This is a genomic window from Mycobacterium xenopi, from assembly GCF_009936235.1.
Lineage (GTDB): Bacteria > Actinomycetota > Actinomycetes > Mycobacteriales > Mycobacteriaceae > Mycobacterium > Mycobacterium xenopi.
The window spans coordinates 4178622-4191721 of record NZ_AP022314.1 but is presented as its reverse complement, the minus strand read 5'-3'; the positions used below and the strand labels follow the sequence as shown (position 1 = coordinate 4191721).

At 68.9% G+C, this 13100-nt stretch carries 12 protein-coding genes and 1 pseudogene; 8 read left to right on the top strand and 5 right to left on the bottom strand.

Annotated features, from left to right (window positions below; translation table 11 throughout):
- Window positions 1-10 precede the first annotated feature (10 nt).
- The 5 genes from MYXE_RS20035 to MYXE_RS20015 all read right to left on the bottom strand — a co-directional run bounded on the left by MYXE_RS20035 (window position 11) and on the right by MYXE_RS20015 (window position 4457).
- Window positions 11-895 carry an SDR family oxidoreductase gene (locus MYXE_RS20035; protein WP_085195229.1) on the bottom strand — a complete coding sequence of 295 codons (885 nt, stop codon included), beginning with the start codon at window positions 893-895 and terminating at the stop codon, window positions 11-13.
- A 65-nt stretch (window positions 896-960) separates the two neighbouring features.
- Window positions 961-1863 (bottom strand): 1,4-dihydroxy-2-naphthoyl-CoA synthase, encoded by a 903-nt coding sequence (locus MYXE_RS20030; protein ID WP_085195231.1) that lies wholly within the window; start codon window positions 1861-1863, stop codon window positions 961-963.
- Complete coding sequence (locus MYXE_RS20025) at window positions 1860-2330, bottom strand: nitroreductase family deazaflavin-dependent oxidoreductase (RefSeq protein ID WP_085195292.1); 471 nt, start codon at window positions 2328-2330, stop codon at window positions 1860-1862. Before MYXE_RS20025 ends, MYXE_RS20030 begins: the two co-directional genes overlap by 4 nt.
- 74 nt (window positions 2331-2404) lie before the next feature.
- Complete coding sequence (gene fadD8 / locus MYXE_RS20020; RefSeq protein ID WP_085195233.1) at window positions 2405-4006, bottom strand: fatty-acid--CoA ligase FadD8; 1602 nt, start codon at window positions 4004-4006, stop codon at window positions 2405-2407.
- A 43-nt stretch (window positions 4007-4049) separates the two neighbouring features.
- The gene (locus tag MYXE_RS20015; RefSeq protein ID WP_085195295.1) at window positions 4050-4457 is read right to left on the bottom strand and encodes a YciI family protein; all 408 of its coding nucleotides are present in this window, start codon (window positions 4455-4457) and stop codon (window positions 4050-4052) included.
- Window positions 4458-4548: 91 nt separating this feature from the next.
- Between MYXE_RS20015 and MYXE_RS20010 the strand changes: the two genes are divergently transcribed.
- The 8 genes and pseudogenes from MYXE_RS20010 to MYXE_RS19975 all read left to right on the top strand — a co-directional run bounded on the left by MYXE_RS20010 (window position 4549) and on the right by MYXE_RS19975 (window position 13090).
- Window positions 4549-6153: an amidohydrolase gene (locus tag MYXE_RS20010; protein ID WP_085195235.1), complete on the top strand. Its 1605-nt coding sequence runs from the start codon at window positions 4549-4551 to the stop codon at window positions 6151-6153.
- A gap of 44 nt (window positions 6154-6197) precedes the next feature.
- The gene (locus tag MYXE_RS20005) at window positions 6198-7109 is read left to right on the top strand and encodes an o-succinylbenzoate synthase (RefSeq protein WP_232061874.1); all 912 of its coding nucleotides are present in this window, start codon (window positions 6198-6200) and stop codon (window positions 7107-7109) included.
- 53 nt (window positions 7110-7162) lie between these two features.
- Entirely contained in the window at window positions 7163-8125 is a 963-nt protein-coding gene (locus MYXE_RS20000) for a GlxA family transcriptional regulator (protein ID WP_085195297.1), read from the top strand.
- 18 nt (window positions 8126-8143) lie between these two features.
- Window positions 8144-8884: a DJ-1/PfpI family protein gene (locus MYXE_RS19995; RefSeq protein WP_003919617.1), complete on the top strand. Its 741-nt coding sequence runs from the start codon at window positions 8144-8146 to the stop codon at window positions 8882-8884.
- Complete coding sequence (locus tag MYXE_RS19990; protein WP_085195239.1) at window positions 8881-9669, top strand: alpha/beta fold hydrolase; 789 nt, start codon at window positions 8881-8883, stop codon at window positions 9667-9669. The genes MYXE_RS19995 and MYXE_RS19990 overlap by 4 nt, the downstream gene beginning before the upstream one ends.
- A gap of 22 nt (window positions 9670-9691) precedes the next feature.
- Window positions 9692-11323 carry a 2-succinyl-5-enolpyruvyl-6-hydroxy-3-cyclohexene-1-carboxylic-acid synthase gene (gene menD / locus MYXE_RS19985; protein WP_085195241.1) on the top strand — a complete coding sequence of 544 codons (1632 nt, stop codon included), beginning with the start codon at window positions 9692-9694 and terminating at the stop codon, window positions 11321-11323.
- Entirely contained in the window at window positions 11320-11847 is a 528-nt protein-coding gene (locus tag MYXE_RS19980; protein WP_085195243.1) for a DUF3592 domain-containing protein, read from the top strand. Before menD ends, MYXE_RS19980 begins: the two co-directional genes overlap by 4 nt.
- A gap of 116 nt (window positions 11848-11963) precedes the next feature.
- A pseudogene (locus MYXE_RS19975) lies at window positions 11964-13090 on the top strand (glycosyltransferase family 4 protein).
- Window positions 13091-13100 lie beyond the last annotated feature (10 nt).

The window sequence follows — 13100 nt, the reverse complement described above, 5'->3', positions numbered from 1 at the left end:
CGGTGCGGGTCTAAGAAGCGGGCTGAACGCGCTGCCGCTTCATCAGCGCGGTGACCCAGCGTGGGCCGACGGTGTCGAGTGCTCGGGCGGCGACGGCGATGCGCGGCGCGATCCGAATGGGCCGGAACCGGGCTGCGGTCACCATCCACTCCGCAGCTTCACGCGGGCTCAACGCAGGCATGCCGTCGTAGGCCTTGGTCGGTGCGATCATCGGTGTGGCCACCAGCGGGTAGTACAGCGTCGTCGAATGGACTCCCTTTGTGCCCCATTCGGTTTCGATGACCCGGCTCACCGCTGACAGCGCGGCCTTCGACGCGTTGTACACCGAGAAAAGCGGTGACGCTTCGCTGAATACACCCCAGGTCGCGACGTTGATGATGTGGCCGTCGCCGCGGGCGAGCATTCCGGGTGCGATGCCGCGGATCAGTCGCAGCGGCGAATAGTAGTTGATCACCATGGTCCGTTCGACGTCGTGCCAGCGCTCCAGCGACTCGGCCAGCGGGCGCCGGATCGACCGGCCCGCGTTGTTGACCAGAATGTCGACCCCGCCGAGGCGTTGCTCGACATCGGCGACCAGCGCGTCGACGGCGTCCATGTCGGACAGATCGACCGCGATCGCGACCGCGCTCCCGCCTCGGTCAGTGATCCGCTCGACCACCGCGTCAAGTAACTCCTTGCGGCGCGCGACGGCGACCACGGTGGCGCCGTGCCGGCCGAACCGCTCGGCCGCGGCCTCGCCGATGCCCGACGATGCCCCGGTCAGCAGGATGCGTTTGCCGCGCAGGTCGACCGGTTTGGCGTCGGGGCGGGTAGGCAACAATTGCGGCGCGATGGGTGGCCGCATGCTGGCCAGCGCGAACGCCTCGCTGAGACGGCGCATCGGACTTTTGCTCATGAACCGAAGTCTAGGTGGGGGTGCTCAGCTGCCGATCCGGCAGCTACCGTCGCGGAATCCCGTGTTCAGAAATAGCGCGGGAACCGGCTCCAATCCGGCTTGCGCTTCTCGAGGAAGGCGTCGCGGCCTTCGATGGCCTCGTCGGTCATGTACGCCAAACGCGTTGCCTCCCCGGCAAACAGCTGCTGGCCGACCAGCCCGTCGTCGAGCAGGTTAAACGCGAACTTCAACATCCGTTGCGCCTGAGGAGATTTCGCGTTGATCTCCGCTGCCCATTGCAGGCCGACCGACTCCAGCTCGGCGTGGTCGACCACCGCGTTGACCGCGCCCATCGCATGCATCTGGTCGGCGGTGTAGGCGCGGCCCAGAAAGAAGATTTCCCGGGCGAACTTCTGGCCCACCTGGCGCGCCAGATACGCGCTGCCGTAACCGCCGTCGAAGCTGCCCACGTCGGCATCGGTCTGTTTGAACCGGGCGTGCTCGCGGCTGGCCAAGGTGAGGTCGCACACCACATGCAGGCTGTGCCCGCCGCCGGCCGCCCAGCCATTGACCAGGCAGATGACGACCTTGGGCATGAAGCGGATGAGCCGCTGCACCTCCAGGATGTGCAGCCGTCCAGCGCGCGCGGTATCGATGGTGTCGGCGGTCTCGCCCGACGCGTACTGGTAGCCGCTACGGCCCCGAATGCGCTGATCGCCGCCGGAGCAAAACGCCCAGCCGCCGTCTTTCGGCGACGGCCCGTTGCCGGTCAACAGCACCACCCCGATGTCAGGTGACATCCGGGCATGGTCCAGTGCCCGGTACAGCTCGTCGACGGTGTGCGGGCGAAACGCGTTGCGCACCTCCGGCCGGTTGAACGCGACCCGCACGGTGGGATCGGTGACGTGACGGTGGTAGGTAATGTCGGTCAGGTTGGCGAACCCGTCGACAGCTCGCCACACACCGGGATCAAACGGGTTGTCGGTCAAGGCTGTTCGACTTCCAACGGTTCGACACGAAACACCGCGCAGCGTCCGGCGAGCGCTTCGAATTCCTCGGGCCGCCCGTCAGTGACGAGCCCGGCGCGCTTCATGAACCCCACCCCGGTGGGCACCTGGTTGGGCCATTCGCGCAACAGCGGGCGTGCTTCGTCGGCCGACAGCTCCACCATCCGCACCCGCTGGCGGCGGCGCCCGCGCGTCATCTTCGCCTCGGCGGCGGCTCGGGCGTTCTCCACCCAGTCGGCGCCGGGAAATCCCGCCACGACGTACTCCTGGCCATCGACGGTCATCGGGGTGACCGGCGTCGAGCGCGGCCGCCCGGATGTGCGGCCGCGAACCGTCAGCACGACCGGGCCTTCGCCGCCGAATCGCAGGCCCAGCCGCGACATCTGGATGAAGACCTTGTTCATCGGTTTGAGCCACCACGGTGGCCGGATGCGATCGCTTGCGGGCATGCCTGTCACAGTAGTGCCCGGGTGTGAAGCGCGAACGCGAGTGTGATGCCGGCGTCACACTCGGAGCGACCAAACTAGCCGACGGCCCGCTCGGCGCCTTGCCAAAACTGCGCGCGCACCGCTTTCTTGTCCGGTTTGCCCAACGCCGTGACCGGCAGCGAGTCGACGACGACGACCCGCTTGGGCGACTGCACCGAGCCCTTGCGTTCCTTGACCGCGGCCTGGATCTCGGCGGTCATCGTCGCGATCGCGGCGTCGTCGCGGGGTGCGTCGGGGCGCAGCACCACCACCGCGGTGACGGCCTCGCCCCACTTTTCGTCCGGTGCCCCGACCACGCACACCTGCGCGACCGCCGGGTGTTCGGCGACGACGTCTTCGACCTCCCGGGGGAACACGTTGAACCCGCCGGTGACGATCATGTCCTTGACCCGGTCGACGATGTAGTAAAACCCGTCCTCGTCCTCGCGAGCCATGTCGCCGGTGTGCAGCCAGCCGTCGCGGAACGTTTCGGCGGTGGCGTCGGGCAGGTTCCAGTAGCCGCCCGCCAGAAGCGGTCCGCTGACACAGATTTCGCCGACTTCGCCCTGCGGCACCGGCTTGCCGTCGAAATCCAGCAGCGCGACCCGCGCAAACAAGGTCGGGCGACCGCACGACGTCAGCCGCTTTTCGTCGTGGTCCTTCTTCCCGAGGTAGGTGATCGCCATCGGGGCCTCGGACTGCCCGTAGTTCTGGGCGAAGATCGGCCCGAACCGGCGGATCGCCTCGGCCAGCCGCACCGGGTTGATCGCCGAAGCCCCGTAGTAGACGGTCTCCAGCGACGACAGGTCGCGGGTATGCGAATCAGGGTGGTCCATCAGCGCGTACAGCATCGACGGCACCACGAATGTCGCCGTAATCCGTTTTTCCTCAATGGTTTTCAGGACCTCGGCGGGATCGAACCTGGGCAGCACGTACATTTGGCCGCCCTTGACCAGCGTCGGCAGGAAGTACGCCGCCCCCGCGTGCGACAACGGGGTGATCATCAAGAACCGCGGCTGCTCGGGCCATTCCCATTCCGCGAGCTGGATCATGGTCATGGTGCTGATGCACTGCGCGGTGCCGATGACGCCCTTGGGCTTGCCGGTGGTGCCGCCGGTGTAGGTCAGCCCGATGATGTGATCCGGGGGCAGGTCGACGGCCACCAGCGGCTGTGGCTGGTACTTCTCGGCCTCGGCGGACAGGTCGACGGCCACGTGCTTCAACGCATCCGGCACCGGGCCGATGGTGAGGATCTGCTTGAGCGAGTCGACCCGCTCCAGCAGCCCCAGCGCCCGCTCGACGAACATCGGGGTGGGGTCGATGATCAGCGAGCTGATTCCCGCGTCGGCCAGCACGTAGGCATGGTCGTCGAGCGAGCCGAGCGGGTGCAGGGCGGTGCGCCGATAGCCCTGGGTTTGCCCGGCGCCGATGATGATGAGCACCTCCGGCCGGTTCAGCGACAGTAGCCCGACCGCGGCGCCGGTACCGGCCCCCAGCGCCTCGAACGCCTGGATGTACTGGCTGATCTTGTCGGCCATCTGGCCGCCGGTCAGCGTGGTGTCGCCGAGGAACAGCACCGGCTTGTCTCGGTGGCGCTTGAGCGCGCCGACCAGCAGATGCCCGTTGTGGGTGGGGTTGCGCAGCAGCTCGTCACTCATGCAGGCAAGACTAGAACGTGTTACAAAACGCGCCCAGCCCCGTCTACTTGTTGGCGGCGGCTCGCCACTGGATTTCCTTCTGGACGTACTCGTTGTCCTGCGGAAACTCCTCGGTCTCGGGCACGCGGCGCACCTCCAGCGTCACCCCCGGCCCAACCGGACAGCGTGTCGCCCACCGCTGCGCTTCTTCTTTCGACGAGACCTCGATGATCCAGAACCCGTTGAACAGCTCACCGGGATACGGCTCGTCGCGCACGGCCGGCGGCTGCGCGCTGAAGTCGACGACGAAGCCTTCCTCCGGTCCGGCCAGCCCCTCACCGGCCAGCAGCACCCCGGCTTCGATCAGCGACTCGTTGTAGCGGCCCATCGCCGTCAGGATCTCGTCGAACGGGACGTTTTTGGCGGCTTCCTGCGCTTCGGCGCTGGACCGCATGATCATCATGTAGCGCATCGTCAACTCCTCATCGGTGATGTGGACCGGCTCACCCCAATCGACTCGCTGCGCCGCCATTTCTCATCGCAGGCCAGTAGGATCGCCGGTCATGGCCGCCGCCGACCTCGTGATCACCGGCACCGTGCTGACCGTCGACGACGCGCGGCCCACCGCCGAAGCGCTGGCCGTGGCCGACGGCCGCATCGTCGCCGTCGGCAACCGATCCGACGTCAGCGGGCTCGTTGGCCGGGGCACCCAGACCATCGACATCGGCGACGGCTGTGTCATGCCGGGATTCGTTGAGGCACATGGTCACCCGTTGATGGAGGCCGTCGTGTTGTCCGACCGGATCGTCGACATCCGGCCGGTCACGATGCGCGACGCCGACGACGTCGTCGCCGCGATCCGCCGCGAAGTCGGGAAACGAGGACCGGCGGGCGCCTACCTCAGCGGCTGGGATCCGCTGCTGCAGCCCGGACTTCCAGCGCCGACGCTGGCCTGGCTCGACGGCATCGCGCCGGACGGCCCGCTGGTGATCCTGCACAACTCGGGCCACAAGGCGTATTTCAACTCGCCGGCCGCCCGCCAAGCCGGCCTGACCCGCGACACCCCCGACCCCAAGGGCGCCCGCCACGGCCGCGACGCCGACGGTGAACTCGACGGCACCGCCGAGGAGACCGGCGCGTTGTTCCCGCTGCTGAGCGCCGCGATTCAGCCCGGCGACTACCCGGCCATGCTGCTCGCCGAGTGCGCCCGGCTCAACCGCGCGGGGCTCACCACCTGCTCGGAGATGGCCTTCGACCCGGCGTTTCGGCCGCTGGTCGAGCAGCTGCGCGACGCGCTGACCGTGCGGCTGCGCACCTACGAGATCTCCAACCCGCAGATGCGCAGCGACGCCAAACCCGGCGAGGGCGACGACATGCTGCGCCAGGTCGGCATCAAGATCTGGGTGGACGGGTCGCCGTGGATCGGCAACATCGATCTGTCGTTTCCGTACCTCGACACCGCCGCCACCCGCACCATCGGAGTCGAGCCCGGTTCTTGCGGGCACGCCAACTACACCCGCGAGCAGCTGACCGAAATCGTCGACGCCTACTTTCCGCTGGGCTGGCCGATGACCTGCCACGTGCAGGGCGATGCCGGCATCGACACCATCCTCGACGTCTACGAACAAGCGCTGCAACGTCATCCGCGCGACGACCATCGGCTGCGGCTCGAACACGTTGGTGCCATCCGCAACGACCAACTCCAACGGGCCGCTGAGCTCGGCGTCACCTGCAGCATCTTCGTCGACCAGATCCACTACTGGGGCGACATCATCGTCGACGGGCTGTTTGGTCCGGAACGCGGATCCCGTTGGATGCCAGCAGGTTCCGCGGTTGCCACCGGCATGCGGATCTCCCTGCACAACGATCCGCCGATCACACCCGAGGAGCCGCTGTGCAACATCAGCGTGGGCGTCACCAGGATCGCGCCCAGCGGCCGGGTGCTGGCACCCGAGGAGCGGTTGACCGTCGAGCAGGCCATCCGCGCGCAGACCATCGACGCTGCCTGGCAGCTGTTCGCCGACGACGTGATCGGCTCGTTGGAGGTCGGCAAGTACGCGGATCTGGTTGTGCTGTCGGCGGATCCGCGCACGGTGCCAGCCGAAGACATTGCCGACCTCGACGTGCGTGCAACGTTTTTGGCGGGCCGGCAGGTGTACGGCCAGTGACGCTTGACGACATCCTGGACCGCCTGCATGTCGTCGCGCTGCCGATGCGGGTTCGCTTCCGCGGCATCACCACCCGCGAGCTTGCGCTGATCGACGGCCCGGAAGGCTGGGGGGAATTCGGCGCGTTCCTCGAATACGGGCATCCCGAGGCCGCCCACTGGCTGGCCGCCGCGATCGAATCGGCCTACCAGCCCCCACCCCCGCCACGACGCGACCGCATCCCGATCAACGCCACGGTTCCTGCCGTGCCCGCCGCGCAGGTGCCCGAGGTGCTGGCGCGCTTCCCGGGCGCGCGCACCGCCAAGGTCAAAGTGGCTGAGCCGGGGCAGACCCTCGACGACGACGTCGCCCGGGTGGAGGCCGTGCGCGCGCTGATCCCGACGGTGCGGGTCGACGCCAACGGTGGCTGGACCGTCGGGCAGGCCGTCGAGGCCGTCAAGGCGCTTACCGCGACCGGGCCGCTGGAATACCTCGAACAACCCTGCCGCACTGTCGAGGAGCTCGCCGAGCTCCGGCGCCAGGTTGACGTCCCCGTCGCCGCCGACGAAAGCATCCGCAAAGCCGACGACCCGCTCAAAGTGGTCCGCGCCCACGCCGCCGATGTGGCGGTGCTCAAAGTTGCTCCGCTGGGCGGCATTTCGTCGCTTCTGGCGATCGCCGAGCAAATCGACATCCCGGTGGTGGTTTCCAGCGCGCTGGATTCGGCGGTCGGGATCGCCGCCGGCCTCAGCGCTGCCGCCGCATTGCCGGTGTTGGATCACGCCTGCGGGCTGGGCACCGGCGGGCTGTTCGCCGACGACGTCGCCGATGCCGCCGTCCCGGTCGACGGCTGCCTGCCGGTCACCCGCGTCACACCGGACCCAGCGCGGCTGCGGGCGTTGGCGGCCCCACCCTCGCGGCGGCAGTGGTGGATCGACCGGGTCAAGGCCTGCTACCCATTGCTCGCGCTGTCCTGATCTGTGGGCTACGTGTCGTAGACGCCACGTCGGTCGTGGCCAACACTGAATCCATGTCGCGATCGGTGGTTGTCCTCGGCTCCCCCGGCATCCAGGCACTGGATGTGGTGGGGCCGTTCGAGGTGTTCGCCGCGGCCTCCACATGCCTTGCCGCGCAGGGCCGCGACGGCTACCAGCCGGTGCTGGCATGCATCGACGGGCAACCGGTGGCGACCCCGATGGGCCTGACCTTCGCCACCGCCCGGCTGCCCGACCCGCATCAGCCCGTCGACACCGTGGTGCTGCCCGGCGGCCGCGGGGTCCACGCGGCGCGGGAGAACCCGCAGCTCATCGCCTGGATCCGGGACGTCGCCCACAGCGCTCGGCGCGTCGTCAGCGTCTGCACTGGCGCCTTCCTGGCCGCGCAGGCCGGGCTGCTCGACGGCTGCACCGCCACCACCCACTGGGCCTACGCCGACCAGCTCCGGCGCGAGTTCCCGTCGATCACCGTCGACCCAGAGCCGATCTTCGTGCGCAGCTCGGCGACGGCGTGGACCGCCGCCGGGGTCACCGCCGGCATCGACCTTGCGCTGTCGCTGGTCGAAGACGACCACGGCACCGACGTGGCCCAGACGGTGGCCCGCTGGCTGGTGCTGTACCTGCGCCGCCCGGGCGGGCAAACCCAGTTCGCCGCCCCGGTGTGGATGCCCCGCGCCAAACGTGAACCGATCCGCCGCGTGCAGGAAGCGATCGAGTCCGAGCCCGGCGCCGCGCACAGCATCACCGAGCTGGCCCGCCGGGCTGGCATGAGCCCGCGGCATTTCACCCGCCTGTTCACCGACGAAGTCGGTGAGTCGCCCGGTGCCTACGTTGAACGCATCCGCATCGAAGCCGCGCGCCGGCAGCTCGAAGAAACCGACGACACCGTCGTGGCGATCGCTGCCCGGTGCGGCTTTGGAACCTCGGAAAGCATGCGGCGCAACTTCGTTCGGCGCGTTGGCATATCCCCCGACCAGTACCGCAAGACCTTCGCGTGAAAACCTAAGGAGCACCGCATGACTCAGATCGCCATCGTGACCTATCCCGGCTTCACCGCCCTGGATTTCATCGGCCCGTACGAAGTGTTGCGGTGGCTGCCCAAGGCCGAGGTGCGTTTCGTCTGGCACGAGCCCGGCCCGATCACCGCCGACTCCGGTGTTCTGGTCGTCGGCGCCACCCATTCGCTGGACGAAACACCTTCTCCCGAAGTCATTTTGGTGCCCGGCGGAATGACCACAGTGGAGCACGCGCGTGACGAGAAGCTGCTGCAGTGGCTGCGCCGCGCCCATCAGACCGCGGCGTGGACGGCTTCGGTGTGCTCCGGGTCCATCATCCTGGCGTCGGCGGGTCTGCTGCACGGCAAGCGCGCCACGTCGCATTGGATGGCGCTGAGCGCGTTGAAAGCGCTGGGCGCCATCCCCGTTGACAACGAACGCATAGTGCAAGAAGGCGACGTCGTCACCTGTGCCGGCGTGTCGGCGGGTATCGACCTGGCGTTGTGGCTGGCCGGGCAGGTCGGCGGGGAAAGCCGCGCCAAGGTCATCCAATTGGCCATGGAATACGACCCGCAGCCGCCGTTCGACTCCGGCCACATGTGCAAAGCCTCGCCGACGACCAAGGCGGCCGCCACCGCGTTGATGGCCAAGGACCTGGCCACACCGGCGCAGCTCAGGGCCGCGACGATGCTGCTGTGGGACCGCGCCCTCAACGGTGTGCGCTCGCGGCGCAAGCGCCGCCTTGTACCGTCCATTAAGTGATCAACCTTGCTTACGACGACCGCGGGTCCGGCGAGCCGGTGCTGTTCATCGCCGGCCACGGCGGCGCCGGACGCACCTGGCACCTGCATCAGGTTCCGGCGTTTCTGGCCGCCGGCTATCGCGCCATCACGTTCGACAACCGCGGGGTGGGTGCCACCGAGAACGCCGAGGGATTCACCACGCAGACCATGGTCGGTGACACCGCGGCGCTCATCGAAAAGCTGGACGCCGCCCCGGCACGCATCGTCGCCACGTCGATGGGCGCCTTCATCGCGCAGGAACTGATGCTGGCCCGCCCCGACCTGGTCAGCCATGCCGTGCTGATGGGCACCCGCGGCCGGCTCGACCACGTCCGCGAATTCTTCCACACCGCCGAGGCCGAGCTGTACGACTCCGGCATCCAGCTGCCGGCCGCCTACGACGCGAAAATCCGTCTGCTGGAGAGCTTTTCGCCCAAAACCCTGAACAACGAGGCCGCGATCGCCGACTGGATCAGCATGTTCACCATGTGGCCGAGCAAGCCCACCCCAGGAACGCGCTGCCAACTGGAAGTGTCGCCGAAGAACAACCGCCTGCCCGCCTACCAGGCCATCACCGCGTCGGTTCTGGTGATCGGTTTCGCCGACGACCTGGTGACACCGCCGCACCTGGGCCGCGAGGTCGCCGACGCCATACCCAACGGGCGCTACCTGGAGATCCCCGACGCCGGACATCTGGGGTTCCTCGAGCGGCCGGATGCCGTCAACACCGCCGCCCTGCAGTTCTTCGCCGGCGGCTCCGCCTAAAACGCCTGGCTAGTCTGGACTAATGAACCCTTCGACGACGCAGGCCCGGGTGGTCGTCGATGAGCTGATCCGCGGCGGTGTCCGCGACGTGGTGTTGTGCCCGGGCTCGCGCAATGCGCCGCTGGCCTTCGCGCTGCAAGACGCCGACCGGGCTGGCCGGATCCGCCTGCACGTGCGCATCGACGAGCGCACTGCGGGCTATCTGGCCATCGGGCTGGCCGTCGGCGCCGGCGCGCCGGTGTGCGTGGCGATGACGTCGGGCACCGCGGTGGCCAACCTCGGCCCCGCGGTGGTGGAGGCCAACTACGCGCGGGTCCCGCTGGTCGTGTTGTCGGCCAACCGGCCCTACGAGCTGCTCGGCACCGGCGCCAACCAGACCATGGAGCAGCTCGGCTATTTCGGCACCCAGGTGCGCGCCGCGATCAGCCTCGGCCTCGCCGAGGACGCTCCAGACCGGATGGACGTCTTCAACGCGACCTGGCGATCGGCGACCTGCCGGGTGCTGGCCGCCGCCACCGGCGCCCGGACCGCCAACGCCGGGCCGGTGCAATTCGACATCCCGCTGCGCGAGCCGCTGGTGCCCGACCCGGAACCCGACCCGGCAGCGGCCGCCACCCCACCGGGTCGGCCCGGCGGCAAGCCGTGGACCTACAGCCCGGTGGTCACCTTCGACCAGCCGCTGGACATCGACCTGAGCCTGGACACCGTCGTCATCGCGGGTCACGGCGCCGGCATCCACCCCAGCCTGGCCGAGCTGCCGACCGTCGCCGAGCCCACCGCTCCGCCCGCCCGCAACCCGCTGCATCCCATGACGCTGCCGCTGCTGCACCCGCAGCAGGTGATCATGCTGGGCCGCCCGACGCTGCACCGTCCGGTGGAAGCGCTGCTGGCCGACCCGTCGGTGCCGGTGTATGCGCTTACCACCGGGCCGCGCTGGCCGGACGTGTCGGGCAACTCCCAGGCCACCGGGACTCGCGCCGTCACCACCGGCACACCCAACCCGGCCTGGCTGCGCCGCTGCGCCGAGCTGAACCGGCACGCCCTCGACGCGGTGCGCAGCCAGCTCAAGGCCCACCCACTGACCACCGGCCTGCATGTTGCCGCCGCGGTCGCCGACGCCCTGCGCCCCGGGGATCAGCTGGTGCTCGGCGCGTCCAACCCGGTGCGCGACGCGGCGCTGGTCGGGCTCAACCCGCACGGCATCAAGGTGCGCTCCAACCGCGGCGTCGCCGGCATCGACGGCACCGTGTCCACCGCGATCGGGGCCGCGCTGGCCCACGAGGGCCGCACCGTCGCGCTGATCGGCGACCTGACCTTCGTGCACGACAGTTCCGGCCTGCTGATCGGCCCCACCGAGCCGACGCCGCACAACCTGACCATCGTGGTGTCCAACGACAACGGGGGCGGGATCTTCGAACTGCTCGAGCAGGGCGACCCGCGCTTCTCCGACGTGTCGTCACGGATTTTCGGCACCCCGCACGACGTCGACGTCGGCGCGCTGTGCCGGGCCTACCACGTGGAAAGCCGCCAAATCGAGGTCGACGAACTCGGCGCGGCGCTCGACGAACCTAATCCGGGCATGCGGGTGCTGGAAGTCAAGGCCGACCGGTCCACGCTGCGCCGCCTGCACGCCGCCATCAAGGCCGCCCTATGACCAGCCTGAAAGGCTTGTGGCGGTTGCTTATTCATGGCCGCAACGGCGACACGCCCGATACCTTGCCGCGACGAGTCCTGCGGTGGACCCGGGTCACGGTGTTGATCCTGGCCGGTCTGGTCACCCTGCAGTCGGTGCTGCTGGTGGCCGGCGCCTGGCGCAACGACATCGCCATCGAACACAACATGGGCGTGACGCAGGCCGAGGTGCTTAGCGCGGGACCGCGCCGCTCGACGATCGAGTTCGTCACACCCGACCGGGTCACCTATCGACCTGAACTTGGTGTGCTCTACCCGTCCGAACTGTCCACGGGCATGCGCATTTACGTCGAATACAACAAAAGAGACCCCAACCTGGTGCGGGTCCAGCACCGTAACGCCAAGCTGGCCATCATCCCGGCGGGATCCATCGCGGTGGTCGGTTGGCTGATCGCCGGTGTGGCACTAGTGGCGATCGCGGTACTCGAGACGCGGCTGGACCGTCACGCGGACGTGCACAAGCTGTCCAGCCACTCGGGGGCTTGAGGGTCGACGCCGGCGTGCCACGCATGAGCCGTCCTGTTTCGGGTGCAGGCCAGATTTCGCGCCCCGTACGCCCTCCGGCAACCTTGTCGACAAGCGCCGCTGACACGGTAAATGGCGTGCGCGTGGCGATAGTCGCAGAGTCGTTTCTGCCGCACGTCAACGGCGTCAGCAACTCGGTGGTGCGGATTGTGGAGCATCTGCGTCGCACCAGCCATGAAGCCCTTGTCATCGCGCCGGACACCCCGCCCGGTCAGCCCCGCGCGGAGCGGGTTCACGACGGTATCCGGGTGCATAGGGTGCCGTCGCGGATGTTTCCGAAGGTGACCTCGCTGCCGCTCGGGCTGCCGGTGCCCCGGATTCTGCGCGTGCTGCGCGGATTCGACCCCGACGTCGTGCATCTGGCCTCGCCGGCGGTGCTGGGCTACGGCGGGCTGCAGGCCGCCCGGCGCCTAGGCGTGCCCACGGTCGCCGTATTCCAAACCGACGTCGCCGGTTTCGCGCACAGCTACGGCTTAGGGCTGGCATCACGCGCGGCGTGGGCGTGGCTGCGGCACCTGCACCGCCGCGCCGACCGCACGCTGGCCCCGTCCACCTCGGCGATGGAGTCCCTTGCCGCACACGGTATTCCGCGGGTATATCACTGGGCGCGCGGCGTCGACGTGATCGGGTTGGCGCCGTCGGCGCGCGACCAGTCGCTGCGGCTGCGGTGGTCGCCGCACGGCAAGCCGATCGTCGGCTTCGTGGGCGGCTGGCCCCGGAGAAGCGGGTCGACCGGCTAGCGGCTCTGGCGCGCGACGGCGCAGTCCAGGTCGTGGTGGTCGGCGACGGGGTCGACCGAGCCAAACTGCAATCCGCAATGCCCACAGCGGTTTTCACGGGAGCGCTGTACGGTCAGGAGCTCGCCGCCGCATACGCCAGTATGGACGTCTTCGTGCACACCGGTGAACACGAGACGTTTTGCCAAGCCGTGCAGGAAGCGCTGGCGTCGGGGCTGCCGGTCATCGCCCCCGACGCCGGCGGGCCGCGCGACCTGGTCACGCCGTGGCGCACCGGGCTGTTGCTGCCGGTCGACGAGTTCGAGGCGCGGCTGGGCACCGCTGTTGCGCATCTGATCGATCAACGACCCCGCTATTCGCACGCGGCGCGGCGCAGCGTGCTGCACCGCAGCTGGCCCGCTATCTGCGACGAGCTGCTCGGCCACTACGCGGCGGTGTTACAGAGCCGCCGGGAGGCGGCAGCGTAACGTCGCGGGC

What these genes read in the sequence shown, in the direction of transcription:
- MYXE_RS20035 (WP_085195229.1), bottom strand. Translation starts at nt 895, where the DNA reads ATGAGCAAAAGTCCGATGCGCCGTCTCAGCGAGGCGTTCGCGCTGGCC.
- MYXE_RS20025 (WP_085195292.1), bottom strand. Translation starts at nt 2,330, where the DNA reads ATGCCCGCAAGCGATCGCATCCGGCCACCGTGGTGGCTCAAACCGATG.
- fadD8 (WP_085195233.1), bottom strand. Translation starts at nt 4,006, where the DNA reads ATGAGTGACGAGCTGCTGCGCAACCCCACCCACAACGGGCATCTGCTG.
- MYXE_RS20015 (WP_085195295.1), bottom strand. Translation starts at nt 4,457, where the DNA reads ATGCGCTACATGATGATCATGCGGTCCAGCGCCGAAGCGCAGGAAGCC.
- MYXE_RS20010 (WP_085195235.1), top strand. Translation starts at nt 4,549, where the DNA reads ATGGCCGCCGCCGACCTCGTGATCACCGGCACCGTGCTGACCGTCGAC.
- MYXE_RS20005 (WP_232061874.1), top strand. Translation starts at nt 6,198, where the DNA reads ATGCGGGTTCGCTTCCGCGGCATCACCACCCGCGAGCTTGCGCTGATC.
- MYXE_RS20000 (WP_085195297.1), top strand. Translation starts at nt 7,163, where the DNA reads ATGTCGCGATCGGTGGTTGTCCTCGGCTCCCCCGGCATCCAGGCACTG.
- MYXE_RS19995 (WP_003919617.1), top strand. Translation starts at nt 8,144, where the DNA reads ATGACTCAGATCGCCATCGTGACCTATCCCGGCTTCACCGCCCTGGAT.
- menD (WP_085195241.1), top strand. Translation starts at nt 9,692, where the DNA reads ATGAACCCTTCGACGACGCAGGCCCGGGTGGTCGTCGATGAGCTGATC.
- MYXE_RS19980 (WP_085195243.1), top strand. Translation starts at nt 11,320, where the DNA reads ATGACCAGCCTGAAAGGCTTGTGGCGGTTGCTTATTCATGGCCGCAAC.